The sequence below is a fragment of the Tianxiuia mixotrophica genome (assembly GCF_050596425.1).
Lineage (GTDB): Bacteria > Bacillota > Clostridia > Peptostreptococcales > Acidaminobacteraceae.
The window spans coordinates 3864931-3891406 of record NZ_CP192292.1; the positions used below are offsets into that span (position 1 = coordinate 3864931).

The window sequence follows — 26476 nt, forward strand, 5'->3', positions numbered from 1 at the left end:
AAAAACGCACTTTCTCAACTAGAGAAAGTGCGTTTTTTAATTGATATTATGCCAGTAGTATTCCAAAAACCAAAGACAAGACATAAGCGGCGCTTAATATAATAAAATTTTTCACGCTCACAATAAATGTATTTTTCTTGGTCTGTTCTTTTTTAAAAATATCCGTATGCTTTTTAATCACAGGCGCAGTGGCTAGGACAAGAAGGCATGTATAAGGTAGCCATCTAAGCAAAACACCCACAAGGATTGCCCCATAAGCCACAATATATAAGCCAACAAATAGGTGCAAGGCCTTATCCTTACCGATTAGCAGCGGAAGTGTAAACCGCCTGTTCTCAGAATCATCTTCCATATCGCAGGTGTTATTGGCCAGCATTATGCCTGCAATTCCCATTATAAGTGGAATGGTTAAAACAAGTATAGCTAGAATTTCGACAAAGTTAAGGGACAGACTCACCACACTGTTATTAACTCCGAGTTCAATAAGGCCCCTATCATAGATATGAATGTATAAACTAATAAGAGGGATTATGCCTCCCATAACAGTTCCTGAAACAATTTCTCCAAGAGGGGTTCTCGAAATAGGCACCGGCCCCCACGTATAAATAACTGCAAAGAAAAAAGAGACCATCCCCAAAAGCAAAATGAATACATCTGTGAGATAGACCAGGACAAGACCCAAAATCACCGTAATGCTCATTAGAAAACCTATTGTAAATTTCACAGTGCTTTCTTTGATCTTATCTTTGACAATGGCATTATGCTGTTCGTAATTAAAACCATGGGTTTTTAAAGCCAGCTTGTAATCCATATAATTATTGAGTGCTGTTGTGGCCATATCCAGACAAAGCATAGCCACAAGCATAATAAGAAAGTTCAAGAGATTAAACTGATTGTAGCGATATATGGCATAGAGGGTTCCAACTGCAAAGGGAAATACACTGGCCACTTTTGTGGGCAACTCCACCAGTTTAAAAAAGCTTTTAATCGTCATTCAAAGTCAACTCCACTAATGTTTTTATGAATTCTGTACTTGTTTCTTGGTCTGCCGACTTTGCCGTACTCTAAATACAGCTCTAGTTTATCTTCACTTTCCATTTCATCCAGATAGCGTCTTGCCGTAATTCTGGAAATTCCCAAATCATCAGCCACTTCCTGGGCTGTGAATCCCTTGTCCCTATTGTTTTTAAGCAGGTCCAAAATATCCACAAGTGTTTGATTTTTCTCTTCTGTGATTGAACTTGGCAAACTGGACATCTCATCCTTGCCCTTAGACACTTTTGTCATCTTATCTATGTCCGCCTGTTCCAAGCTCTTCTCTGATAAGAAAGCATCCCTTTGTCGTTTATATTTGCTTAAGGCCTCTTCAAACCGATCAAAGCGAAAGGGTTTCACAAGGTAGTCTACAGCACCAAAACGAAAAGCTCTCTATGGTCTTGGGATTCCTATCCGCTGTTATAAAAATGACGTCCGTATCAATATTCTCTTCACGAAGCCACTGGATAATGTCGATTCCCCGTCCCACTGAAAAGAAAATATCCAGAAGAAGCAGGTCTGGTTTTTCAACCTTGACCATCTCCTTGGCACTTTGGATGTCATTCACACTTCCCACATGTTCGTAACCTTTGATCTTACTTAAAAAACGCTCATTAATTTGCATAACCATGGGGTCATCTTCAACTATAAGTGTTCTTATCATATGCTTTCATCCTTTATCTCTAATGCACATATCTCATCTTGAGTCATTCAGCATTATTTTTCTGTGATTTCCCAGGGAATATCAATAATGAATACGCTTCCATTTTCTCCACTTATGCGGATGCGTCCACCTGCATTATCGACAATTTCTTTTACTAAATTTAGTCCTATTCCCCGACTTTTTGATTTGGTTGTGATCCCTCTTTCAAAAATACGACTGGCTATGTTTTCTGGAATACCAGGTCCATTGTCTGAAACGATAAGACGTATGCCTGTTTCTCTTTCCGTTAAACTGATGTCTATTCGGTCACCCTTTCCTGTGTAAAAGGCTTCTTGTGCATTATCAATGAGATTTCCAATGATAGAACAAAGTTCATCCTCATGTAGTTGTTCTGGTAATTTATCCAGTTGAGAATCTTCATGAACTTCCAGTGTGTATTTGGCTTCTGTCACCTGATTGTACTTCGCAAGAAGTATAGCCGCAACATGGGTTGGTTTAATATTCTGGCTCAAAACCTCTGCCAAATCATTTCTCTTTTCGGATTCCTCTGATATAAAATCCAAGGCTTCGTCCAGTTCCTCTAACTGAATAAGACCGGATATGGTCTGTAGTTTATTCATGAACTCATGGTTTTGGGCACGTAGTGCATTGGTCATTTTTTTATAGCCAATGAGTTCCTCAGCCATAAGCTTGACCTTGTTCATATTTTCAAAACTTACAACCACCCCTGAAATATCTCCATCTGGATCTTTTGTGACAATATAACTGCACATAAGAGTCAGGTCTTGATCTAGTCTGAGCTTCTGATTGTACTGCGGTTTATTGGATATTAAAACCTTTTCCACAGCTATCCCCAGTGTGGGATAGGCTTCTTTGATATCATGATAAAGTTTAGACTCACTCAGTCCAAACTCTTCTATAGCCACTTGATTGATCCAAGTAATTTTCAAATCTTCATCGACGGCGAGTATGCCCAGCTTTAAACTTTCCAAAATGATTTCACGCTGTCCTAGTAAGAGGGCAATTTCCTTGGGTTCCAGCCCATAGGTGCTCTTTTTAATATTTCTAGCAAGGGCCGCAGCGCCAATAAGCCCCATAATGCCTGCTGACAATATGGCAATATGTATTTTTTGTAAGTAGGCTTCATTTTCCCTATGAACCTTATCTGTTAGAAGGCCCACAAGAACTGCTCCAACCTGCTTTTCATTGTGATAAACAGGCACAAATGCCCGTATGGCTGAGATGAGAACATTTCTATCTGCAGACACATAGGCCTGTCCTCTTTCAAGAACGGCCTCTTCACCACCATTTTTATACTTTTTTCCCAGTCCATTTGTGTAAGGATAGGAATACTGAATGCCCTCCATATCCATGACAATAATATACTGGAAACGGGTTTTTGATTTGATTTTTTCGATTTTATCGTGAAGGGGCATATAGTCCAGCTTATAGGCCAGGGTCTGCTCCACATCATCCATCTGTGCAATTGTCACAGCCATGTCCATAGCGTTGTTTCCCATTTGATTTTCAAGTGTATCCTGAAAATGCTCGCCGATCATAAGTGCCATAGCACCAAAAACGACGAGCAACATAAGACTCAACACCAGGGTAATTTTATATTGTAAATTCATGGATTCACCTCTTCTCGTCAGAGGTTGTATTGTTTTCAATACGAGCCTTTGATAAACCGTCTTCAATGGCTTCCAGCAGGGTACTGCTTGTATAAGTCGCCCCTGCTACAACATCCACATCTGTTGAGTTCGCTTTTATCACAGCAGATGGAATTTCATCGTAGACAATCTCGGCAATAATTGGTGTTTCATCTTCTTCAAGTATTTCAATTTCAGTTATTTCATATTCGCTCGTTGTCACAGCAACAACGAGTAGGCTATGATACCCTTCAGCAATCCCTTTGTAGGTCCCAGCAGTGTATACTTTTTCTGATGGCGTGCAGGCTGTAAGCAGTAAGGTCATGATTGCCATTAATCCTATAAGTCTATGCACAATGATCCACCTTCCTATTAGTTTACTGCTTTCGTTTAAGCATAACAGGTATGATTTCTTCAAGAACACTTTTGGCTTGACAGTCTGGCAACTGTTTTGTGTATTTTAATGCTCTATCTGTATACTTCTGCGCCAAGACTTCTGTTTCCTTCAGTGCCCCTGTTTGTTTTGTGATTTGGATTAGATGGCTAATATCATCTTCTGATAGGTTATTTTGAGCCAGCAGGTTTTCCATTTCTTTCCCGCCATCTTTTCCGATCGACCGGATGATTGGCAGGGTGTAGTAACCTTTTAATATGTCTGCCCGTGTGTCCTTACCAAACTTCTTATAATCTCCATTGTAATCAAGAAGATCATCTATGATTTGGAAGGCCATACCGATGTTATACCCTATGCGCCCAAGAAGCTTGGCTGTTTTTTCAGACGCTCCTGATTCATAGGCTCCAACACATAGACTTATGGCCATCAGGGCTGCCGTTTTGCCTGATATAACCTTCAGATAGTTTTTTGTGCTTTTATCGATTTTATACCGTCTTTGGTACTGCATCATTTCACCAACGCAGACCTTCTTCATGGCATTTGCAACCCGCTTGATGTTTTCTTGTTTAAAATCATAATCAATAAGCATCATAAAGCACTGGGTAAACAGATAATCGCCCATATAAACAGCATATGGCTTACCATATTTTGATTGAATGGACTCTTGTCCCCTTCTCATTTTTGACTCGTCAATGATGTCATCATGGACAAGGGTCGCCATATGAAGGGTTTCTATTGAAGCTGCCAAATGTATGAGTTTTTCTCTATTTTCATCTTCTTGAGGACCAAAGCCACTGCCAAGTAGTACAAAGGCTGGGCGGATCATTTTTCCCCCTGCCAGCATGAGGTAATCAAGCGATTCATTTAAATAGGGCTCACTCGACTCATTGGCCTTATCTATTAGTACTGAAACTTTTTCTAGTTCTTTTTGTATGGATGGGTATCGATCCCAAAATTGACTCATTATGATCACCACTCTTGTGTCTTGTAAAGTCTGACCCTGTTAATTCTATTTTCTTACATACTTGTATTTTATCGCAATCCAGTCTTAATAACAATAAAACCAGTTGCATCTTATTTTTCAGATACAACTGGATTTATATTTTTTTACCGTGATTCTCCTATGAAGGCTATGCCCGTTCCAATGAGGTCATAGGTGAAATGTTCTTGAAAACTGACCCGATCGGATTAATCCGTATACAAGTAATTTCTCTTAACGAACTTGAGTTTTTTCCAGTATTTCTTAAGAACAGGAAGAACGTAGTAGTCCATGCCAAACACACTGCCTGAACCGCCAATTGTTGCAAAACCACCTGCTAAATACCAAAGCATTTCCACAGGGGCCATACCTGAAGCCCAAATCATGAGGCCCATAGCAATAGAGGCAATTGAAGAAAGGGCAGTGAATAGGCCTGCGATCAAACAAAGACCAACAATCACTTCACCAACAACCATGGCTGCTTGGAATATTTCCGCCATCACTGTAAAGCTACCATCTGGTGTATAGAACATAAGATCCATAGACCAGTTGACAATGTTTGAGATAAACTCTGGCACTGGTAGGGCTTGTCCCCACTGTGATACGGCTTCTCCTGCCGCTTGAGCCGCACCTTCAACCGCTTGTGATGCTGATGCTGTTACATCAGCCGCCGTAGAAGCCGCTGCATCTGCGCCTCCTTCCCAAGCTGAGGCTGCACTGGTTGCAGATACCTTGGCTGGGATCAGGAATATGTTGGATGGATCAGCAATAACGCCTGGCAATTTGTGTATGCCTTGTTCAAGCCATTTATAGCCCAGGAATAATCTAAGTGGAAGCAACCAGAAGTTCGGTGATGACTTTGCAAAATGACCACCAAGGAAGCTTCTTCTTTCTCTAATATGGAATATTTCATGCATTGCATATGTCCATACTTTGTTAAATCCAGCAACTTGGATAAAGTAAATCACATTGATAAAATGCTTTATAAACATGGCAAAGAAGCCAGACATGGCAAACATGCGACTTGGTGTTCCGACTTCGGCCACACCATATTTGCCACCAATACAACACATTGAACCGTGGAATGTTGGCGTATAGGATTTGAGTGCCTTGCCATTTAGTTCGGCTAAAATGTTATGAGCCACTGTTGCAGCTGAATGCTCTGCATTTTCAACCATCTGCGGAACGGGTCTCTCATGACCTTCCGGAATGAAGAATGCGTTGTCACCAACAACGTAAACATCTTCATGGTTGATTGCTTGAAGCTTGTCATTTGTCTCAACACGATTTCTTGCTTTTTTATCAATGTCGATTGTATCCATAAGGTCACTGCCCTCAACACCAGCAGCCCAAATGACAGTATTTGTTTCAATACAACTGTCTTCATTAAGACATACTGAGTCTGCACTGACGCCTGTAATGCTTGTAGACGTTAGAATTTCAACACCCAGCTTGTGGAGTCTCTTTTCAGCCTTTTCAATCAGCTTAACAGGGTATTGTGGTAAAAGAGATGGCAGGGCATCAGCCACATAAAGCTTTACATCCTCTTTTGGAATGTTAAAGTCTCTACAAAGCTCGTCTTTATATTCACCCAGTTCACCGATCATTTCCACGCCTGTAAAGCCACAGCCAACAACAACAAATGTTAGCATGCGTGCACGAATTTGTGGATCTTTCTCAACCGCAGCCAGTCTGAACATCTTCAAAATTTGTTCTTTAAGAATCACGGCATCGTCATATGACCATAGCTTGAACGTATGCTCTGCAGCACCTTCAACACCGTAGAATGTAGGCTTTGAACCTGTTCCAAGAACTAGATAATCATATTCATATGTCGCTTTTTCTGCCACGACTTTCTTGCCTTCAAAGTCAACATTTTTGACTTCATCCATAACCACATCAATATTTCTATGTGCAAATATCTTCTTGAGGTCAATACGGATTGCATCTTCTGGGACTCTGTTTGCAGCAACTTCGTGGAGTTCTGTCAACATTGTGTGGTAAGGTCTTTTGTCGATAATCGTCAGTTCGACATCAGAGCGCTTACGCAGCTTTTTTTCAAGCTTTTTAGCCGTCAGGATACCGCCATACCCTGCGCCAATTAATAAAATGCGCTTTTTATCATTCACTTTTACTCACCCAACCTTAATAAAAAATAGCCGTTAATAGTTTAACATTAGTTCAGGAAAATTTTATCATACCTCATTTGATTTCAAACGTTTTAGGCGCTTTTGGTCAATTGAGATGACTTTTGTACATTTAGGTCATAGGATCACCTGCGCGTCTTACAAAATATCATCACACTGTCATCATGAGATTATATATATTATTTCGCGGTGACCTCTTTTGTGATTTTGCAAGAGACTCATCTAATTAATTTCAAATGACGCATCTGTCCATTTGACTTCATACTCAGACAAATCCGTTGAATAAACATCTTTATCCTTTGTTATGAAGACAGCATCCACTTCTGGATGGTATTTTTCTAAATAAGCCAGTCCGCCTTCAACGCCTTCTGAAAAAAGTATCGTGGACATGGCATCAGCGTTTATGGAACTCTCTGAAATAATAGTGACAGATGCCAATTCGTTTTCAATTGGAAATCCTGTTTCAGTATTGAGGAGATGGTGATACTTTTTGCCATCTGCTTCAAAAAATCTTTCATAAATTCCTGATGTGACAACAGATTTATTCTTCAGTTCAATTATGCCAATGTATTCCCCTCTCGCTGAAAACGGATTTTGAATACCGATTCTCCAAGGGGACCCATCTGCCTTTTCTCCATAAGCATAAACATTCCCCCCCAGATTGATAATGGCTCTGGAAACAGAGGCCTCTTTAAGAATTCTTACAACTTCATCGGAGGCGTATCCCTTGGCTATTGCACCAAGGTCAAGCATCATGTCTTCCTTTTTCAGATATACACTTTTCTCATACCCATTTAATTCAACTTCATTCCAATCTGTTAGTTCTAGTGCTTTTTCTCTATCTCTATCAGATGGCACAGCTGCCCCTTCACTCCCAATGCCCCAAAGCTTAACCAGTGGACCAATGGTCGGATCAAACTGACCTTCTGACTGACTTGCAAATTTAATGGCTGTGTCTATGACGTCATATGTATCTTCTGATACTTGAACAGGGTTTTTCCCCGCTGCGTCATTGATACTAATAACTTCACTTTGTGATGAATTGAAACTCATATGGTTTTCAATTTCTGTCATACGTTCAAAGACCTTATCGAGTATGGCTTCTGAACCATCTTCAAAAAGCTTTACGGTCACGATCGTTCCAAGTACAAACTCAGAGCGTTCATATGAGTCTTTCTTTTCATGATTTTCTTGCTTTTGAGTTTGATGACCTGTTTCAGTTGATTTTTCTGTATTTGTATTTTTATCTTGTGCTGTACATCCTGCCAGGAGTAGCAAGAGGGCCAGTGATATACTCATTATTTTCTTCATAGGACACCTTATTTGATTTTATTTTTCTCGAATTTAAATTCACTTTTTAGTTTACCTCACAAAGCAATCTCCGATTGCTTCTGTCGCGAGGCGCGCCAGATATGAAATTCCAAAGAGGCACAAAAATAAACTTCGTTTGCTTTTGTCTCTCTTCAGTACATCTGTTTTCTTACCCAGCATTCTTCTTATTTTTACCTCACAGAGCAATCTTCGATTGCTTCTGTCGCGAGGCGCGCCAGATATGAAATTCCAAAGAAGCACAAAAATAAACTTTGTTTGCTTTTGTCTCTCTTCAGTACATCTGTTTTCTTACCCAGCATTCTTCTTATTTTTACCTCACAGAGCAATCTTCGATTGCTTCTGTCGCGAGGCGCGCCAGATATGAAATTCCAAAGAAGCACAAAAATAAACTTTGTTTGCTTTTGTGCTTCTTTGGAATTTCATGCCTGGACTTTACCTTTCACGAAAAATAGGCCCCGGAGATCCAAGGCCTATGATTTAACAAATTCTCAAATTACTTAGCAGTGCTTAGAGCTTCTTCTGCTAGTGTGAATAGTGGAGAAACGCCAATTGATACACCTGAAATTGCATCTGTATGATAGTTGTCATCAGCATACTGGATATCAGTTGGGTCTTGTGTTGCTAGAAGGTGTGCTTCTGCCTTTGCTGCTTGTTCATGCCAAGGTGCTTGTGCGCCACCATTTTCTACCATGCCGTATTCGCCATTCATAGAAACAGTCTTTTTACCTTCGCCGCCATCTTTGTGAACTGCATTCCAGTTTACTGATTCGATGTTACCGAATAGAACTGTGATGTCCACTGTACTCTTCCAACCTGATTTCTCAGAGAAGTCTGCTTCTTCAGCATGGTATGCACCATCTTTGTAAGGACCCATTTCTTTTGGACCTTCTTCAAGTGCCTTTTGAGCCAGTGTGAACATTGGAGAAACACCAATAGAAACACCAGAAATAGCATCTGTATGATAGTTATCATCAGCATACTGAATGTCTGTTGGATCTTGTGTTTCTAGTAGGAAAGCTTCAGCTTTTTCAGCTTGTTCGAACCAAGGTGCTTGTGCGCCACCCTTTTCTACCATGCCGTATGCGCCAGACTTTGATGCTTCTTCTTTTGAAACGCCAGCGTCCTTGCTTACACCATTCCAGTCAACAGTTACAATCTTGCCATCTTTAACTTCAAGCATAACTGTGTACTTCCAGCCACTCTTTTCGCTGAACTCATCTTCTTTAGCAAAGTAGTAACCGTCTTCGTACATGCCTTCTTCAGTCATTTCTTCAGAAGACTCTTCACTTGTTGTTTCTTCTTCTGTTGTTTCTTCTTCTGCTGTTTCTTCTTCTGTTGTTTCTTCAGTGTTTTCTGCAGGTGCTTCCGTTTGAGTTTCCTCAGCTTGAGGCTCTTCTGCAGGCGCTGAACAACCAGCAAGCATCGATACTGCTAACACAGCAGTAAGACCTAGGGCCATTAATTTCTTGTTCATTTAATTTCCTCCTCCAAACATATGTATGAATATGTATTCACGTCTATTATAGTAACATTGACAAATTAATATCAATAGTAGATTCGCTTTTGGTCATTTTGTTCATTTTGTTCAAACTGAAATGTAAATTATTTAGGTATATCCAGTACGTTTTATTGTTCGAAATCCATGACTTTTACAAGTCATACCAGACTTGTTTTCCACTAAAAGCGCAAAAAAATACGAGACATTCAAGCTAATCACTCTTGAATGTCTCGTCAGCAATAACAAGCACGTTCTTGTTTTTCATATTCAGTTTTGTTTATACTTTCCTTTTCGATAAGCATACCTCCTACGATTATTTCGAGCAAATGGTATTACTTTGATCGAATCCTTACAAAAATCATTAACACTTAATTTTTTACCATGTCTTTCATAGTATCGATTTTTGTTCTTTTAAAATGGACCTACGTCCCTTATTACGTCCTTGCTATCGCTTTTATAAGAATCCTTCGCAAAGGAAGGAGTTCCAACTTTGTTATTCTAGTATTACCCCTCAATAAAGACTTTAAACAATATCGTCTAAAGAACTTCACTAATATTCATATCTTCTAGATAATCAAGAGATATTTCTTCTGTCCTATGATAACTTCTGCCAATGTAGATGTCCATCTTCTGTACTGCCAGTTTAACCCTAAAAGCAACGCGAATGCGTCTTGAGCCATTCTTATAAATCTTAAAATCATCAATTCTTTTCGTTTTCAAATATTCTGCTGTAATTTTCTGACGCAAACTATTGATAAGAAACATATCAATATCATCCACACCCACGATCATTTCATCAATGAAGTGTGCCATATCTCGAGATGTTCTCTTAACCCGCTCGATTGTCAGCTTCATTCTCAAAGTTTCAACACAGTACCCGATGATTGCCGTAATTAGTAAAGCGATTAAAATATACAACATAAGAAGCACCACCCTCCGATTTTATGTCCCTGTATCCCCCTAGTCACATGTTTATGTAGTGGCCGACAATCATAACGATTAAAACGATCTACTTTGGATATTATATTTATACCAAATATGTTTGCTCTGAAACTTGTAAATGATAATACAATGAAAATTTAAATACTTCTTGAATATTTTTAATTCAGCTTGCAATCTGGATCAAATACAGATACAATTTTAAAAATCACCTATTTCCAGCGGGAAATGGGAGAATGGAGGAATATTATGAACAACGTTGCAGCTTTTTTCGATATTGATGGTACGCTTTATAGAGATTCTTTGATGATTGAACACTTCAAAAAGCTTATTAAATATGAAGTTATCGACCCTGCTCTTTGGCACTCTCATGTAAAACACACCTACAAGGAGTGGCAAGAACGCGTGGGCGAATATGAAGACTATATGGAGGAGCTCGCTGAAATTTATGTGGATTCCCTGCGTGGACTAAAAAAAGAAGAGATTCAGTTCATCTCTCAGCAGGTCATAAACTTAAAAGGCGACCAGGTTTACACTTACACCCGCCATCAAATCGAATGGCATAAAAAACAAGGGCATAAGGTGTTTTTCATATCAGGCAGTCCTGAACACCTCGTTGCTAGAATGGCCCATAAATACGGCGTAGAAGACTACAAGGGCACGGAGTATCTTCTTAATCCTGATGGGACTTTTACAGGGGAAGTCATCCCAAATTGGGATGCTGACAGTAAAAATCGTGTGATACATGCTTTTGTGGAGCAGTACGGCATTGCTCTTGAGCACTCTTATGCCTACGGCGATACCAATGGCGACTTGTCTATGATGCGTCTGGTTGGACACCCTGTGGCAATTAACCCTACGCGGGAATTGCTTGATCATATTAATGGCGATAAAGACCTCATGCAAAAGAGCAAAATTATTGTTGAGCGTAAAGATATTATTTATGACCTCACACCACAGGTCGCAACTATAGACTAAAAGACATATAAAATGGCCTATAAAATTTTGAGTCATCTCAAAACTTTATAGGCCATTTTTCTTGCATGACTGTCAACAAAACCAAGATATCGAGATTGTATTGACAGTAAGACACCCCGTTTCCGGGGTGTGATCCAATAGTATATGTAAGATGAGATAGAGAGGTCTGCAACTTACTATAAAGTTAAATTTCGACAAGCGAAATCGTTTCCCTTTATTTTTTTGTATTTATTTTAAAACAATTCCAAAACGAAAAAGATGATTGCGTTGAGTATCCCCCCGGAGCACTCAAAACAATCATCTTCTCACCACTACGCTACTATGTATTATTGTCCCTAAAGACCATTTACATTAGCTGCTTGTAAGCCTTTTGGGCCTTCTTCGATATCAAACTCAACAGCTTGACCCTCTTCAAGAGTCTTGAAACCATCAGTCTGAATAGCGCTGAAATGTACGAATACATCATCGCCTTCTTGACGTTCAATAAAGCCGAAACCTTTTTCAGCATTGAACCACTTTACTGTACCTTGCATATTATGGACCCCCCTTCGTGCTGGAATAACAATGGTTATCTTAAACACCATTGCCGTTGAACGATAAAATCTTACACTTACCAACGAATCCATTGAGCTCGCCGTATTATGCAATTTATCCTTCTAAAGAATATTATAACAAAATCTAAACATCTATTCCATAAAAATCGCCATACTTTGGTATAATTAGGTGAACCTGTTGAATATATATGTTTTTCGGGTATCAATTTAAAGGGAGGTAGATTATGGATCTTCAAGATACTTTAAAACCTGGCAAACAAGTCGAACTATCCATTCGCGAAGAAGATGGCGACACTCGAAAACTGAAGACCCTTGTTGAAAAGGGATATACGAATGACAGCTTCACAGTTATAGCCCCTATCCTTGAAGGCAACTATTATCCTCTACATCCTAATGACAAGCTAGAGGTTACTTTTGATGTCACAGAAGGAGAACAAGAAAAAAAGAAAGCTGCCTACACCATGAAAGTGATGGTGCTTGAACGCAAGCGCATAGATGGGCAATCAGTCGTTATTTTTTCGAAAATATCTTCACCTAAGAAAATTCAGCGCCGAAACACTTACAGGCTACACATACTTAAAAATGTCACATATGAGTATCTCAACCGCAAGAAAGTGATTCTACTAAAGAATATCAGCGCCACAGGCCTACGGGGGATTATTGAAGAACGTATACCTTTTGACACGGAAGTCAATATTCATCTTGACCTTGAAAATGGAGAAACCATGGATATAAAATCTAAGGTTGTGGCCTGTGACCAGGTCTCTAATTCAATGATTCAACACGACTTAAGACTTCAGTTTATTGACCTTGATAACTCCGACAAACTCAAGCTCAACAATTTTATAAACCGCAAACAGTCAGAAGCTCTTAAGAAGACGGTTGAAAGCGAGGGACGAAGCAAACTTGAGGATATGTTCTATTCTTATGAGAACAATAGGCGACATGGTGGAGACCGAATTGTCCAGACTGTTCCCATTCTAGGCTTGATCACATGGTTTATGACCTTGGCAATCATTGCACTTATTGTGGAAGCACGGCCCGAGGCCAAATACAATCTTGATATTTATTTTAACTTTTATAAACGTGGCTATTGGCGGGCTGACCTGCTAACGACAGCCTTTGTGGCTTCTCTGGTTGAAATGATTGTTTGCTCTGTTGGCCTTTATATGAACTCCCTTAGAATGAAGCGCGAAGGAGATCAGTATAATAGGGGGCTTATCATAAACCTGGTTTTCTCAATCCTCATCATGTTTTTATACATTATCTTACCGATTGGACGATAAACTTAGACGATCCTTAGTGCAAACAAATTTGGAAATATAAAAATCCCGGTAAACGCTTACATTTAAGCCTACCGGGATTTATTGATATTTTTAATATAAAATCCTACTTGTTTAGAGTCTGTGCCTAATAGATTAGGTTACTCTGGACTATCTTCATCAGCGTCACCAGCGTCACCACCAGACTCAGCTAGGGCCGTTAAATCAATGCCCTCTTGAATCAGCCAGTTCTCAATCACGGCATATTTCTCTTTAACCTCTTCGAGATACCAAGTTCGGTATGTTCCCTTTTGCACACGTACTGGCCCTTGGTTATAAGCTAGGGTTGCAAGATCCAAATTGTTGTCAAAAGCATTCATTTGGTCTCGTAAGTATTTTGTGCCATATTTAATGCTCAACTGGGGGTCAAATAACTGATCTCTTGAAAGACCTAGAGCACGACCAGTTGACTCCATGATTTGCATTAGACCCAAGGCGCCCTTGTACTCGCAGTTCTCATCATACCAGCTTTCCTGCCAAAGCATAGCCATAATCCAGATCTCATCAATGTCATATTCTAAGGATGATTCCTTCACATACTTTGCATACTCCGCCGCCTTTTTGTAAGTCAAGGCACTGTTCCTTGTCATCATAAAACGAGCAAGACCATCATAATATGCAATGTCAGCATCATCAAGGGACACCAAGTCAGCGCTGTTTTCTACCACACTCATTTGAAGACCTAAAAACGGATGGTAGGCCGCAGCCCAGTCCAGGCTTTCAAGTACCTTATCAGAAAGTTCTAAGTAAAGTATGCCATTGGCCTCAACCAAGCTCTTTTCAATCATTTTTTCTTCCATGAAGTTCAAAGATGCCGTCGATTGAACTGCTGATATTTGAGCATTTGTCCACTTCACCTCTGATGTTCTTAGATTGTATGTTTTATTTGTTGATGTATAAATTTTAAAGGTGTTGTTGCTGTCATCCCACGAACTCAAATATCCAAGCGTTCTTAAGGTTTGGTAGTCAAGAGGCATATAAACTTTTTCACTACCATACAAGAATGGATACTGTAAGCCTTCATTTTGAAAAGCATGACCATCTATAACCGCTTGGCTGTTAAAGGCACTCAGCTCTAATGGAACATCTCCAAAACTTATGCTGGAAAACAGGAGTCCCAGGGCAGCCGTTAATGCTATGATTCTTTTTTTCATAATATTCCTCCGTATAATTGGATTCGGTTTTACTCTCCTAAACCACTATAATTTTATACCACTATGCCCCCATCTTACTAGAGGACAAATTATATGAATAGGTTTTTCCAATACTTTTTATATATATTTAATATAAAATGCATATTATTTTACCGAACGTTCGGTGTTTCTCCTTTGACTATTCATATAATTTTATCAATAATGACCTTGGCATTTGGTATAAAACAGTATATAATGTTCCGAGATTACTTTGAGGATGTGATTAAATGACGAATTTAAAGATGTTACCAAAAGTAGAATTACACTGTCACTTGGACGGGAGTGTTCGTCCTGAAACCATACTTGAACTTGCAAAGCAGGATGGCATTGAACTGCCCACGTACAACCTTGAAGATCTAAAAGCCTATTTACAGGTTCCTGATGATTGTCCCTCTCTAAAGGTTTATCTTGAAAGATTTGCACTGCCTAATGCTGTAATGCAAAATGGAGACAACATTCGTAGAATCACTGACGAACTTCTAAGTGATGTGGCGGAGGATGGCGTCAAATATATCGAAATTCGATTTGCCCCCCGACTCCATATGGCTAAGGGTCTCACTTTTGACGAAATTGTTGAAAGTGTTTTAAGTGCTATACGCACAGCCCCTGAAAAATACGGCATCTATGCGAATTTGATTCTATGCTGTATGCGTCATGAAGATGTCAAACACAGTATAGAAGTTGTCAAGTCAGGTCGTAAATTCTTAGGTAAGGGCGTCGTTGCTGTTGATTTGGCAGGCAATGAACACGACTATCCACCAGAACTTCACAAGGCCGCTTTTGATCTTGCAAAGGACTACGGGTATCACATTACTGTCCACGCTGGCGAAACAGGTATTGGCGAAAATGTTGAAAAATCAATTGAGCTCCTTCATGCAGAGCGAATTGGTCACGGACTATTTTGTAAGAATGTTCCATCGTCTTATGCTCTTGTTAAATCAAAACAAATACCACTTGAAATGTGCCCGGTGAGCAATCTGCACACCAAGGCTGTTCCATCTTATGCAGAACATCCAATTGGCGATTTCTATAAAGACGATGTATTTGTTACGATTAACACTGACAATATGACCGTATCGAATATTACACAAACAGAAGAGTACGAGCATTTGGCAAAAAACTTTGACTTTAATGAGGATATTTTTACTGATATATATCTTAAAAGTGTCGAAGCTTCATTTGCATCAAATGATATTAAAGAACATTTACGCAGCCTTGTTGGCAAATAAACATTTGCTCGCAGTTGGATTTAATGTAGAAACTAGAAATGTAGAAACCAAAAAGGAAGGATAAATCTATGCGATTTATCCTTCCTTTTTAATGCCATCAAAGACAGTCATATAAAAAGGGTTTCCCCCTAAATGTGTTGAATTCTTAAATTGGAATAAAAATGAAGGGGTGAAGCGTTTTGAGAAACAAATCTGGATTACTTATAAGGTTCGCATTAACACTTGCACTAAACGGCATTCTTATCACTGGCGTCTTGTCTTTAATGAAAGACTACGGTCTTGTCTCTAAGATGCTTGGAGCCATCGTCCTAAGTCAGGTCAGTACAATTATACTCATAGGTCTTATTCGTTCACAGTTAAAAATGACTTCAAAGTATATTGACGCCATTGCAAGTGGCCACGTCACAGCCGCACTTCCAAAACAAGTAACAAGTGAATTTGCATCTTTAGGTCAATCAATTGATCACTTGAGTAAAGACATGAAGATTATGATTGGAAAAATGCTAATGACCAGCGAAAAATTAGCATCCTCCATCAAGACTATCAAGGAAACCGGTAACCAACTCTCCATCTCTTTTGAGAATGTTGCTGACAACGTTACGGATATTGCTGGATCCATAGATGGTATTTCTCAAAAATCAGCAAATACCCAGTCCGATGCAGGGACGATGGTTGAAGGAATTAATCAGATAACCGATCTGTCTGAGCTTCTTAGTGAATACGCTCAAAAAATGAGTGAGACCATTTCGAAAAACACAGACAACTCTTTGTCCATAATTGATATTATGAAAGAAAGTTCCAATGAAAATCTAGAAATTTCCCGTGAAGTTGAGGATCTAAGTGCCTCTATGACCAGCATTGAGGAAATAATCGGAATTATAACTGCCATAAGCGAACAGACCAACCTCCTTGCCCTTAATGCTTCGATTGAGGCCGCTCGTGCCGGTGAAGCTGGTCGTGGCTTTGCTGTTGTTGCTGAAGAAGTCCGCAAGCTTGCCGAACAGTCAAGTGAGTCTACCGAGAACATAAAAACAATCATCACACAAGTCTCCAGTAAAACAAGGAAAATATCTGATCGTATTGAGACCTTAGTGGATAAATCAAAGTCAAGTATAGCCTTTGCTGACACGTCCAATCAAATGCTTGGAGATGTCACCGACACCGTTTCCCAAACCATTACATCGATTGATACGATTAAAGACCTATGCCAATCTCAACTCTCAAACACCAATAAGATTTTCCAACTAGTTGAAGGTGTTGCCACAGGGGCACAAGAAGTCACTTCTAACGTTGAAGAAGCTGCGGCCCTTACCCAGGAGCAGAGTGCCAGTATATCTGATATGTCCTCTTCACTTGATGACATCCACGGTGTCTCTGGTGAACTCATGAACATTGTTGACGACTATAAAAAAGGGCTTAAAACTGACACCAAAACTCAGGCTGAGGTTCAATCCACTACCGAATCCATCAAAGCCTATATTCAGTCTGGATCAATTAAGACCTTAAACGACTTAACTGGGGATAATCTAGCAGAGTTTAAATCGAGGAACCCAGCTTATGAATTTGTCGCCGTTCTCAATTCAAAGGGTATTGGAATCTCTTTTTCCGAACCAAGTATGAAGGGCACCACAGTTGATGTTTCTTATAGACCTTTTTATACAGAAGCCATTAAAGGTCATCCATATCACTCTGAACCCTATATTTCTCAAATCACCAATGAGTTTTGTATTACGACATCAGTGCCTATTTATATTGATGATTGCATAGCAGGTATTTTTGTTGTCGATTTAACCATATAGTCATTGCTTGCAAATCCAAATATAAACTTATTGAAACTTGGCCGATCACGATATATGATTCCGTGAACGCCCAAGTTTCTGTTATAATAAGTACAGATTATATAAGCTACAGAACGGAGGCCGACTATGGCGCGAAAAGAAAAGAAACCAGAAATTCAATACGACAATAAAAAATACTTACGTATTCCACTCAAAACACATGTGGTTATGCGAGACGATAAACTTATGGACGTTGTTACAAAATACGCTTCCGATGCTCTTGAAGAGGGTGATTTGCTTTTCGTATCTGAAAAAATCGTGGCCATCACCCAGGGGCGAGCGATCCCACTAAAGGATATTACCCCTAGGCCACTTGCCAGATTTCTTTCAAACCACGTTACGAAAACACCTGCTGGAATTGGGCTTGGCATGCCAGAAACAATGGAAATGGCCCTTCGCGAGTGTGGTATTTTCCGTATCCTTATGGCAGCAGCCGGCAGCGCTATAACAAAACCGTTTGGTCGCAAGGGCGTTTTTTATGAAATCGCTGGCTACAAGGCTCAGTCTATTGATGGTCCTACACCAAACACAATACCGCCTTACAACCAATATGTTGTTCTTGGTCCAGCACATCCCGACAAGGTGGCTGAGGAAATTAGCCAAACATTAGGATGTGATGTGGCTGTTGTTGACATCAACGATATTGACGGGGTTATCCTCGGCGTTTCAAACAAGTCCCTGGATAAGGCAAAAATCAAAGGCATACTCAAAGACAACCCACTGGGTCAAGACCACGAACAAACTCCAATGGGCATCATCCGTGAGGTGAATGGCCAATAAATGAAGCGATTATTCCAATTAGCTTTCATTTGAGCGACTTGTCAAATATCATTCAAGAACCCTCGCCATGCATATATTGATATTTAAGAATCGGAAATTCTATATATGGCATGGCGAAGGCAATAGATCTGTAATTTTGCAAGCGCCTGATTTAATAATCAAATCAAAAGGCTGATATTTCCTCTTATTGAGAAATATCAGCCTTTATTTTTACGCTCTATCTTTTACCTATTCATATACACATTCTTTTGACTGCCATGTGTCCAGTTCTTTGAGCCTTTTATCAATTCCATTGAGAACCGATCTTTTATGAAGTGGCCACCTAGGTGCAACCAAGGTTTCTTTTGCTCCATCTCCTGTAAGTCTATGAATAACCACATCTTCTGGCAGTCTTTCCAGTGCTTTAACCACCAAGTTTATATACTCTTCTTTTTTCAAAACAGGAAATGGTTCTACCTCATATATTTCATTTAACTTTGTACCGTCAATAATATGAAGCAAGTGAATTTTCACACCATTCACCCCAAGAACTTTTAAATGCTCAATGGTCTTAAGCATGTCTTCTTGAGTTTCTCCAGGCAGCCCGAAAATAACATGGGCCACAAACTCGATACCTCTTTGCTTTAATTTTCTCACGGCTTGATCAAAGACATCAAGACAATACCCCCTATTGATCCATGTGGCCGTCTCTTCATTCACGGTTTGAAGTCCTAGTTCAACCCATAAATGTGTTTTTCCATTTAACTCTTCCAGTAAATCCAGGACATCATCACCAAGGCAGTCAGGTCTGGTTGCAATGGCAAGACCACACACGTCTTCATCAGATATGGCATCAAAGTAGATTCTTCTGAGTTCATCCACATCACCATAGGTGTTGGAGTAGCTTTGCAAATAGGCGATATACTTCTTAACTTTCCATTTTCCACTTTGCAGGCGCTTTTGACTGGAAATCTGATCGACTATCGTGTCTTCTTTACATCCAGCAAACGTCCCTGATCCATCTTCACTACAGAAAATACATCCGCCACGACTTATTGTGCCGTCTCTATTGGGACATGTTAAGCCCGCGTTTAGGGATAGTTTCCCAACCTTTTGGGAGTGTCTATTTCGCATATAGGCATTATAGCTATAATACCGTTTATCCTTCCATATGTCCTGTCTTCTCATGATAACACCCCAGTGGCATCTAAAATAAACTTTCAATGTTAATCAACAGCAAAAAAAAGCGGCATCTGCATGGGGGCGCAGATGCCAATATAATGGTGTGATTCGAATATGAATCTTGTTAACTATCTTCAAGCTTGCCCAAGACCTCTTTAATCTTTTGAGGATTAAAGGGCTTGACAATAAAGTCGCGAGCACCCCTAACTATGGCTTCTTTTATATAAGAAGCATGTCCCATAGAAGAACACATAATCACTTTGGCATCGCTATCATAACTCATTATGGATACAATTGCATCTAATCCGCCCATTTGGGGCATGATCATATCGATGAACACAACATCAGGATGATGCTTGTAATATCCTTCAACAGCTTGGACACCATTCTCGGCTTCAGCAACCACCGTATGCCCAAGACTCTCAACGTTTAAGCGTATCAAATGGCGCATAAACTTTGAATCATCTGCAATAAGTATTTTCATTTTTCGCCCACTTCCAAATACCCAAATAAATGACATTATGACTTATAATAAATCATACAGATAGCACGAATTTATGTTTGGGTAATCGATCTAAAAAAGGCGTCGGGAATGCCCCAGACGCCTGAATCTACCAAAATCATGATTCGGCAACCTGGCAATCATAGGACTTTATTCCCTTAGATCCACGGCTTTGCGGCCCTGCTTTTCAACAGGTGTGCTATTGTCGTCACATATCCATTTCTACTATACAAGTTTAGCGAATAGCGCCATAAAATGCAAGGTTGTTCTATAAAATAGGACTATAGTCACTCTTCTTACTTTTCTAAACTCATACCGCATTTTGGACAGTAATCAAAATCGTCTTCTAAATGATATCCACATTTTTTACAAGTATTCATTGTATAAGCATTTGGTATGCTGACCGGCTCAATATCCCAGTAACTCAAACCAGACCCTATATCCTTCAAGTTTAACTTGCTTTGTTCTTTCAAGTTGTAGTGGGTGTCACACTTGGAGCACTTTAGGGTGAATCTGTGACCCCAGGTCCAAATTGGTAAAAAGAATAAGTGAAAATAACTAAATCGGTCATTCACTTCAAAGCCTTTGTCTCCATCACAAATATGGCAAGGCAAAGGACTAGAAATCCTTTTTGTTTTTGTCTTATCCTGTATACCCATAATTAAAAACATGTACACACCTCAGTTTCAATCATTTTAACTATACACATACTACAATAAAATGACCACATTTGGAATACATTTTAGTTACAATTAAACTTTGTTCAGAATTAAAGTATGGCCTTAATATTTCTTGGTGAAATCGCAAAAAACCTCCAAGGTTGCCTTATAACCACTCTGGATTAAAGGCTTTACCTTGGAGGCTGCATGGTTCACTTTTCTGTTAAAACACCATCCCATAAAAACTTGTCAATTTAAGCTCATTCTGATTGATTGAGAAGAATTTCTTGTCCCTTTACGAAACGTGCTTTAATGTTTCTGTCATCACCACAATAAATGTAGCGCTGAACCCGCTCTTCGATTGATCTTTCCAGTTCAATTTGAAGCGACTTATCATCAATAACCAGAGCGTCAAACTCATACCCTGGCTCAAAACTACCTACATTACCAAAAAATGCACCGCCACCCTTGGTTGCCATATAGAAAACCTCGGAAGTGGTCAGTGGTGCAAGGCTATTATCAACCATTTGCCATACCATTTTAGAGCCCTGTACAGCCTGTGACATAACCTGGGCAATGGAAACCTTATGACCCGCGCCAACATCTGTACCCAGACCAACTTGAACACCGGCACTTAAGAACTTACGAACAGGCATAATACCACTTGAAAGATTGTAGTTTGCATTCGGACAGTGAGCCGAAAAAGTGCCACGCTCTGCCATCATTCCAATTTCATCATCTGTATTATGAACACAGTGTGCCATAATTGTTTGATCATTTAATAGTCCAAAATGATCATATACAGATGCATAGTCCTTAAATTCAGGATGTAATTCTGATACCCATTTGACCTCACCAAGATTCTCACTGATATGAGATTGAACAGGCACATTGTATTTCCTAGCCAATTGTCCAAGCCCCTCCATAACCTCTGGAGTACATGTCGGCACAAATCTAGGTGTGATAATCGGCTTAACGCGATCAGACACACCTTCAAAGGCATTTATGAAAGCTTCTGTATCACGAAGTGAATTTTCAGTGCTCTCAATGAGTATTTCTGATGAATTCCTATCCATATTCACCTTACCCACATAAGCGCCTATACCAGACTCGTCCAAAATCCGGGCTAGTAGCTTAGAGCTTTCAAGATGAATTGTAGCAAACAGTACCACACGTGTTGTTCCCTGCCTTAAAAGTTCATGTACAACCTTTCGGTATACGCGATCTGCAAAATCTGTGTCCGCAAATTTTGCTTCAGTTGGGAATGTGTAATCCTCAAGCCACGGCAATAACTCTTTATCCAGTCCTAATCCAATATTAGGATACTGCGGTGCATGAAAGTGCAAATCAACAAAACCAGGCATAATTAGTCGATCCCCGTAATCTACAACTTGACTCTGGTCTAGTTCTTTTGGCATTTCATGACTTACCGCTTTCACTATGCCATTTTCAACAACTATATAGCCGTTTTCGATGACCGTGAATGCTTCTGGTGATGCTGTATACACAACATGACCTTTGTAGGCCTTTAACAAGCCAATCACTCCTCGTCCATTTATTTGTCCGTCCGGAGTTATTGTACCAGAAATCGTACATTTCCACAAAATAAGAAGGAAAAGACTTTGGTTATTATATACAAAATTATTCATTCATTTTTGTGCACGCCAAAGCGGTGTGTATGCAAGTTTTTCTGTAGACACTTTCATTTATGTAAAAAAATAACGGCCGTTAAGCCGTTATAAAAAGCATCAGTAGGATGAAATATGAATCGTTTGGGAGATTTATTGACGTCCTACTTATTGCATTTGGCATACAATTAATTTATCAATATGATATATTACGCAAATAGATATTGCAAGCTTCGTTAATTTTTTATCTAAAGTTTTATGCACCAGCAGGCAAATCATTGATAAATTCCTGTAGTTCATCTACAAAGCATTGGTACTCATCCATAAAATCTGTCACGATAACTTCTATTCCAACTGTGTCATCATTTAGCAGTGCTGATTTTATTAGCTCCAAACTTTCGCAAATGTCCTCAGTTCCAAAATTGCTGATCACATCGTCAATCTCATCTATTTCATGACTCAGCACTAAAATATTGAGGGGTGCCGACGCTGACAGTATTTTTGAAACCTTGTCCTGGCTACCACTTATAGTGGCATTAATTCCATTTTCAAAGACTTGCTTTCCTATTTCCAAACGTTTCCTTCCAAGTTGGTCAACTTTTATATACCTGTAACCTGGTCTTGACTTCGAGCGTCTCTTAACTGCGGAAACATCTAGAATTTGATGGATTATTTCCATAAACACACTTTCATTGACTGGTTTTTCAATCAAGTGATTCACACCAGCCTTTATAAGTGCTTTTTTGTTTTCTTCCTTGCCGTCTCCTGTAACTGCAATAATCGGAAGGGTTAGTCCATCCATCTTAAGACTTTCTCGAATGGTTCTAGCAATATACACATCACTTTGGTCTGTTAAAAATGTGTCCATAACAAGAAACTGATAGGTGTTGTGTTCAAAGGCTTGAATGACCGAATTTAAGTCTTCTGCAAAATCCACTTTAAAACCACAGCGTTCTACAAGAATACTTTTTAGATGATTCCTGCTCATTTCATCGTCAACAACAGCCAGCACCCTTACATGCATGGCTTTAATTTTTGAATGAAACACTGAGACATCTTTGTCAGAATCAAGTTTGTTGGCTTTTTCAAGAGATAAGGCAAGCGTAAACTTAGAGCCTCTGTCAAGCTCGCTTTCTACAAGCAAATACCCTTTCATGAGTTCCGCATAGTTTTTTGATATGGCAAGTCCCAGCCCTGATCCCCCATACCTATTCTGTATATTGGGGTCTCCTTGATGAAATCTGTTAAAAATGTCTTTTTGCATTTCAGCCGATATACCAATGCCGGTGTCTTCTACTTCAAAGGCAATTTTACACTGGTTAATATCATCCTCTAGGACTTTCACCGTCAAACTTATACGCCCTTGCTCAGTAAATTTAAATGCATTTCCTAAAATATTTATAAGAATTTGCTGGATTTTCGTAGCATCCCCCCACACGTATTGTGGTATTTTGGGATCAATTCTATGAAGAAAATGAATGGCCTTGCCATGCTTTTTGAGTTGATACATGCGGACTATATTTCTTAATAAAACATGTAGATCAAACTCTTCCATATCAGCTTCTAAAATATTAGATTCCATCTTTGACATTTCAAGTATGTCTTCGATAATGTTCAAAAGAGCATCTGCAGAAAACATAATGTCATCCACATACTCACTTTGTTCCTCATCAAGATTTGACCCTTTTAGAAGTTGTGACATCCCCAGTATGCCATTAATCGGGGTGCGAACCTCATGTGATATCGTTGCTAGGAATTGGCTCTTTGTCTGATGGGCATCTTCTGCCACTGTAAAGGCCTGCTCCACTCTTTTCTCAAGTCGCTTTCTTTCTGTTATATCCTGCATGGTCCCATAAACACGCATTGGGAACCCATTCTCATCTAAATCCACCTTGGCTTGAGTTACAACCCATTTTGTTTCACCTTCAATGGTTATAATGCGAAACTCAACAGTGTATCCCTTGCCTTCCTGTATGGCCTTGTGGGACTCTTCAACCTCTTCAAAATCATCTGGATGAATGAAGCGCATAAAGGTTTCCAAGTTGGGCTGTATGGTTTTGTCTTTAAAGCCCATTATTTTATAAACTTCATCTGACCAGAACTCGATACCGGTTTTGAAGTTGTGCTCCCAATCGCCGATTTTTGCCAATGTCTGAATTTGGTTTAGTCTTGTGCGAAGGTCCTTATTGCTGGAATCGAGTTCCACCTGCGGGGTAATATTATGGTGAACATAGGCCACCAGACCCTCTGATTTTATAATTTCCACCTCAAACCACTTTTGATTGACCTCAATCAGTGCAAGTGAAGTATTCCTGTAGCGATCCAACCAAGTTAAATGGTCGTTTTGAGCGACAATATCTTGTATTGTCATGCCAATGAGGTCGTTTGAATCAAGATTAACAAGGTTCGAAAAGGCATCATTACATAATTCTATAACAAGCGCTGATGCTTCTTGCTTTAATTGGAGCACGGGTACAGATGTTTCAAGCAGCCATTTACAGTCCATGTTAACCTCCTTTTGAAAGTTTTCTCATGTTGTTCTCTCTATACATATAGCTGTCCATACAGTTTCACTTTATTAAAGTCCCACTTTGCAACAAGCTTAACATCTATATACCCGCATTTTCATAAATCAAAGATGATTTTACGCCCCTATGATTTTAATTAATAATCTTTTTCTTCTCTTCCCATCGAACTCGCCGTAGAATATCTGCTCCCAAGGCCCAAAGTCTAAGGCACCCTCTGTAACGGCCACGACGACTTCACGTCCCATGATGGTTCGTTTTAAATGGGCATCTGCATTGTCTTCAAATCCGTTATGGTCATACTGACTATAGGGTTTTTCAGGCGCCAGTTTTTCAAGCCACCGTTCAAAATCCCTATGGAGCCCCGCTTCATCATCATTGATAAAGACACTTGACGTAATGTGCATGGCATTGCAAAGAAGCAAACCCTCTTTAATGCCACTTTCCTCAAGACAGGCCTCGACCTCAGGGGTAATATTAATAAGTTGTCTTCTTGTACTTGTATCAAACCATAGTTCTTTTCTAAAGCTTTTCAAAACCATCCCTCTTTTCTTCTGCATGTATAAGTTCTTCTTTTATTTTGCAGGCAATCGCCTTGTTTCCGGCTATAATTGCCCATGGTGTCTTGCCTTCCCACTCTAGAATTTCGCCACCCGCTTCAGTGACTAAAAGTCTTCCTGCAGCAATATCCCATTCCCCTAGACCCATCTCCCAGTAGCCATCCATAACACCTGCCGCGACATTTGCCAGATCATATGCCGCTGCACCCAGTCGTCTTAAACCTCTCACCCTTGGCACCATGTGCCCAAAATGGAGAGCGTTGTTGTCATAATTTGTAGCACGGCTGTAAGGAAACCCACTGGCCAGTACACAATGTTTCAATTCATTTTTAGCAGAAACAGATAATTTGCTCTCATTTAAATATGCCCCCTTGCCCCTGATAGCATAAAACAGTTCATCAAGAACAGGATTGTAAACAACCCCCAGCACACTATGCCCTTCTTCTTTTAAAGCAATAGAGACAGCAAACACAGGGATTCCCTGAGCAAAATTTGTTGTGCCGTCAAGAGGATCAACCACCCATTCATACTTTGATGCCTTATCCGTCACACCTGTTTCTTCTGACAGTATGCTATGGTCTGGGTAAGTTTTTTTTATCGCTTCTAATATATAGGCTTCTGATTTTTTGTCAGCCTCCGTCACCAAATCGACCTGACTTGATTTGGACTCTATCTGAAGGCTCGCCTTTCGGAAGTAAGACATTTGTATTTTTCCTGCCTCTTTTGCCCATCCTTTAACATTTTGAAGCACATCATCTAAATACATATTTTTTTCCTTTCTTCTATACATACCTCTACATATACTGGTCACTATACACCGTATTAGGGACTTTGAATCCACTCTTGGCCATCATCTCATCAACTCGATATTTGATGTTTAATATTGATGTTGATGCTTGTTATTGATGTT

General features: G+C 39.7%; 24 protein-coding genes and 1 riboswitch. Of the genes, 5 read left to right on the forward strand and 19 right to left on the reverse strand.

What is annotated here, in order from left to right; genetic code table 11:
* Window positions 1–46 precede the first annotated feature (46 nt).
* From ACQ4KW_RS17270 to ACQ4KW_RS17315, 10 genes are all read right to left on the reverse strand, one after another.
* Complete coding sequence (locus ACQ4KW_RS17270) at window positions 47–994, reverse strand: 1,4-dihydroxy-2-naphthoate polyprenyltransferase (protein ID WP_430883683.1); 948 nt, start codon at window positions 992–994, stop codon at window positions 47–49.
* Window positions 991–1395 carry an HTH domain-containing protein gene (locus ACQ4KW_RS17275; RefSeq protein WP_430883684.1) on the reverse strand — a complete coding sequence of 135 codons (405 nt, stop codon included), beginning with the start codon at window positions 1393–1395 and terminating at the stop codon, window positions 991–993. Before ACQ4KW_RS17275 ends, ACQ4KW_RS17270 begins: the two co-directional genes overlap by 4 nt.
* Window positions 1376–1699, reverse strand: a complete 324-nt coding sequence (locus ACQ4KW_RS17280) for a response regulator (RefSeq protein ID WP_430883685.1) — start codon at window positions 1697–1699, stop codon at window positions 1376–1378. The genes ACQ4KW_RS17275 and ACQ4KW_RS17280 overlap by 20 nt, the downstream gene beginning before the upstream one ends.
* 53 nt (window positions 1700–1752) lie before the next feature.
* Window positions 1753–3330 (reverse strand): ATP-binding protein, encoded by a 1578-nt coding sequence (locus ACQ4KW_RS17285; protein WP_430883686.1) that lies wholly within the window; start codon window positions 3328–3330, stop codon window positions 1753–1755.
* A 4-nt stretch (window positions 3331–3334) separates the two neighbouring features.
* Window positions 3335–3703, reverse strand: a complete 369-nt coding sequence (locus tag ACQ4KW_RS17290) for an FMN-binding protein (RefSeq protein WP_430883687.1) — start codon at window positions 3701–3703, stop codon at window positions 3335–3337.
* Window positions 3704–3725: 22 nt separating this feature from the next.
* Window positions 3726–4706, reverse strand: a complete 981-nt coding sequence (locus tag ACQ4KW_RS17295; RefSeq protein WP_430883688.1) for a polyprenyl synthetase family protein — start codon at window positions 4704–4706, stop codon at window positions 3726–3728.
* Window positions 4707–4930: 224 nt separating this feature from the next.
* Window positions 4931–6850, reverse strand: coding sequence for an NAD(P)/FAD-dependent oxidoreductase (locus tag ACQ4KW_RS17300; protein WP_430883689.1), 1920 nt, complete (start codon window positions 6848–6850; stop codon window positions 4931–4933).
* Between the two features lie 240 nt (window positions 6851–7090).
* Entirely contained in the window at window positions 7091–8179 is a 1089-nt protein-coding gene (locus ACQ4KW_RS17305; RefSeq protein ID WP_430883690.1) for an FAD:protein FMN transferase, read from the reverse strand.
* Window positions 8180–8693: 514 nt separating this feature from the next.
* Entirely contained in the window at window positions 8694–9674 is a 981-nt protein-coding gene (locus ACQ4KW_RS17310; protein WP_430883691.1) for a hypothetical protein, read from the reverse strand.
* Between the two features lie 561 nt (window positions 9675–10235).
* Complete coding sequence (locus ACQ4KW_RS17315) at window positions 10236–10619, reverse strand: hypothetical protein (protein WP_430883692.1); 384 nt, start codon at window positions 10617–10619, stop codon at window positions 10236–10238.
* Between the two features lie 267 nt (window positions 10620–10886).
* Between ACQ4KW_RS17315 and ACQ4KW_RS17320 the strand changes: the two genes are divergently transcribed.
* The gene (locus ACQ4KW_RS17320) at window positions 10887–11615 is read left to right on the forward strand and encodes an HAD family hydrolase (RefSeq protein ID WP_430883693.1); all 729 of its coding nucleotides are present in this window, start codon (window positions 10887–10889) and stop codon (window positions 11613–11615) included.
* A 335-nt stretch (window positions 11616–11950) separates the two neighbouring features.
* On the opposite strand, the gene ACQ4KW_RS17325 is transcribed toward ACQ4KW_RS17320, so the two are convergent.
* Entirely contained in the window at window positions 11951–12148 is a 198-nt protein-coding gene (locus tag ACQ4KW_RS17325; protein ID WP_430883694.1) for a cold shock domain-containing protein, read from the reverse strand.
* A 245-nt stretch (window positions 12149–12393) separates the two neighbouring features.
* Between ACQ4KW_RS17325 and ACQ4KW_RS17330 the strand changes: the two genes are divergently transcribed.
* Entirely contained in the window at window positions 12394–13455 is a 1062-nt protein-coding gene (locus ACQ4KW_RS17330; RefSeq protein ID WP_430883695.1) for a flagellar brake protein, read from the forward strand.
* Window positions 13456–13592: 137 nt separating this feature from the next.
* Here the strand turns inward: ACQ4KW_RS17330 and ACQ4KW_RS17335 are convergent, their stop codons facing one another.
* Entirely contained in the window at window positions 13593–14645 is a 1053-nt protein-coding gene (locus ACQ4KW_RS17335; protein ID WP_430883696.1) for a lytic transglycosylase domain-containing protein, read from the reverse strand.
* 266 nt (window positions 14646–14911) lie between these two features.
* Between ACQ4KW_RS17335 and add the strand changes: the two genes are divergently transcribed.
* The 3 genes from add (at window position 14912) to ACQ4KW_RS17350 (ending at window position 18531) form a co-directional block, all read left to right on the forward strand.
* Window positions 14912–15913, forward strand: coding sequence for an adenosine deaminase (gene add, locus ACQ4KW_RS17340; RefSeq protein WP_430883697.1), 1002 nt, complete (start codon window positions 14912–14914; stop codon window positions 15911–15913).
* 179 nt (window positions 15914–16092) lie between these two features.
* Window positions 16093–17712, forward strand: a complete 1620-nt coding sequence (locus ACQ4KW_RS17345) for a methyl-accepting chemotaxis protein (RefSeq protein ID WP_430883698.1) — start codon at window positions 16093–16095, stop codon at window positions 17710–17712.
* Window positions 17713–17838: 126 nt separating this feature from the next.
* Window positions 17839–18531, forward strand: coding sequence for a coenzyme F420-0:L-glutamate ligase (locus ACQ4KW_RS17350; RefSeq protein WP_430883699.1), 693 nt, complete (start codon window positions 17839–17841; stop codon window positions 18529–18531).
* 228 nt (window positions 18532–18759) lie between these two features.
* Here ACQ4KW_RS17350 and ACQ4KW_RS17355 read toward each other — a convergent pair whose 3' ends face one another.
* The 7 genes from ACQ4KW_RS17355 to ACQ4KW_RS17385 all read right to left on the reverse strand — a co-directional run bounded on the left by ACQ4KW_RS17355 (window position 18760) and on the right by ACQ4KW_RS17385 (window position 26356).
* Window positions 18760–19698, reverse strand: a complete 939-nt coding sequence (locus tag ACQ4KW_RS17355) for a TIGR01212 family radical SAM protein (protein ID WP_430883700.1) — start codon at window positions 19696–19698, stop codon at window positions 18760–18762.
* A gap of 118 nt (window positions 19699–19816) precedes the next feature.
* The gene (locus ACQ4KW_RS17360) at window positions 19817–20176 is read right to left on the reverse strand and encodes a response regulator (protein ID WP_430883701.1); all 360 of its coding nucleotides are present in this window, start codon (window positions 20174–20176) and stop codon (window positions 19817–19819) included.
* A gap of 142 nt (window positions 20177–20318) precedes the next feature.
* Window positions 20319–20405: riboswitch (cyclic di-GMP riboswitch) on the reverse strand.
* An 85-nt stretch (window positions 20406–20490) separates the two neighbouring features.
* Window positions 20491–20865: a zinc ribbon domain-containing protein gene (locus ACQ4KW_RS17365; protein ID WP_430883702.1), complete on the reverse strand. Its 375-nt coding sequence runs from the start codon at window positions 20863–20865 to the stop codon at window positions 20491–20493.
* Between the two features lie 248 nt (window positions 20866–21113).
* A complete protein-coding gene (gene guaD / locus ACQ4KW_RS17370) occupies window positions 21114–22397 on the reverse strand; it encodes a guanine deaminase (protein ID WP_430886597.1) in 1284 nt (427 codons plus the stop codon).
* Between the two features lie 340 nt (window positions 22398–22737).
* Window positions 22738–24987, reverse strand: coding sequence for an ATP-binding protein (locus tag ACQ4KW_RS17375; protein ID WP_430883703.1), 2250 nt, complete (start codon window positions 24985–24987; stop codon window positions 22738–22740).
* 138 nt (window positions 24988–25125) lie between these two features.
* Window positions 25126–25542: a secondary thiamine-phosphate synthase enzyme YjbQ gene (locus ACQ4KW_RS17380; protein WP_430883704.1), complete on the reverse strand. Its 417-nt coding sequence runs from the start codon at window positions 25540–25542 to the stop codon at window positions 25126–25128.
* On the reverse strand, window positions 25529–26356 hold the full coding sequence (locus tag ACQ4KW_RS17385; protein WP_430883705.1) for an inositol monophosphatase family protein: 828 nt from the start codon (window positions 26354–26356) through the stop codon (window positions 25529–25531). Before ACQ4KW_RS17385 ends, ACQ4KW_RS17380 begins: the two co-directional genes overlap by 14 nt.
* Between the last annotated feature and the right edge of the window lie 120 nt (window positions 26357–26476).

Coding starts and splice junctions, on each gene's coding strand:
- ACQ4KW_RS17270 (WP_430883683.1), bottom strand. CDS start 994: ATGACGATTAAAAGCTTTTTTAAACTGGTGGAGTTGCCCACAAAAGTG.
- ACQ4KW_RS17280 (WP_430883685.1), bottom strand. CDS start 1,699: ATGATAAGAACACTTATAGTTGAAGATGACCCCATGGTTATGCAAATT.
- ACQ4KW_RS17285 (WP_430883686.1), bottom strand. CDS start 3,330: ATGAATTTACAATATAAAATTACCCTGGTGTTGAGTCTTATGTTGCTC.
- ACQ4KW_RS17295 (WP_430883688.1), bottom strand. CDS start 4,706: ATGAGTCAATTTTGGGATCGATACCCATCCATACAAAAAGAACTAGAA.
- ACQ4KW_RS17305 (WP_430883690.1), bottom strand. CDS start 8,179: ATGAAGAAAATAATGAGTATATCACTGGCCCTCTTGCTACTCCTGGCA.
- ACQ4KW_RS17310 (WP_430883691.1), bottom strand. CDS start 9,674: ATGAACAAGAAATTAATGGCCCTAGGTCTTACTGCTGTGTTAGCAGTA.
- ACQ4KW_RS17315 (WP_430883692.1), bottom strand. CDS start 10,619: ATGTTGTATATTTTAATCGCTTTACTAATTACGGCAATCATCGGGTAC.
- ACQ4KW_RS17320 (WP_430883693.1), top strand. CDS start 10,887: ATGAACAACGTTGCAGCTTTTTTCGATATTGATGGTACGCTTTATAGA.
- ACQ4KW_RS17325 (WP_430883694.1), bottom strand. CDS start 12,148: ATGCAAGGTACAGTAAAGTGGTTCAATGCTGAAAAAGGTTTCGGCTTT.
- ACQ4KW_RS17330 (WP_430883695.1), top strand. CDS start 12,394: ATGGATCTTCAAGATACTTTAAAACCTGGCAAACAAGTCGAACTATCC.
- ACQ4KW_RS17335 (WP_430883696.1), bottom strand. CDS start 14,645: ATGAAAAAAAGAATCATAGCATTAACGGCTGCCCTGGGACTCCTGTTT.
- add (WP_430883697.1), top strand. CDS start 14,912: ATGACGAATTTAAAGATGTTACCAAAAGTAGAATTACACTGTCACTTG.
- ACQ4KW_RS17350 (WP_430883699.1), top strand. CDS start 17,839: ATGGCGCGAAAAGAAAAGAAACCAGAAATTCAATACGACAATAAAAAA.
- ACQ4KW_RS17355 (WP_430883700.1), bottom strand. CDS start 19,698: ATGAGAAGACAGGACATATGGAAGGATAAACGGTATTATAGCTATAAT.
- ACQ4KW_RS17360 (WP_430883701.1), bottom strand. CDS start 20,176: ATGAAAATACTTATTGCAGATGATTCAAAGTTTATGCGCCATTTGATA.
- ACQ4KW_RS17365 (WP_430883702.1), bottom strand. CDS start 20,865: ATGTTTTTAATTATGGGTATACAGGATAAGACAAAAACAAAAAGGATT.
- ACQ4KW_RS17375 (WP_430883703.1), bottom strand. CDS start 24,987: ATGGACTGTAAATGGCTGCTTGAAACATCTGTACCCGTGCTCCAATTA.
- ACQ4KW_RS17385 (WP_430883705.1), bottom strand. CDS start 26,356: ATGTATAGAAGAAAGGAAAAAAATATGTATTTAGATGATGTGCTTCAA.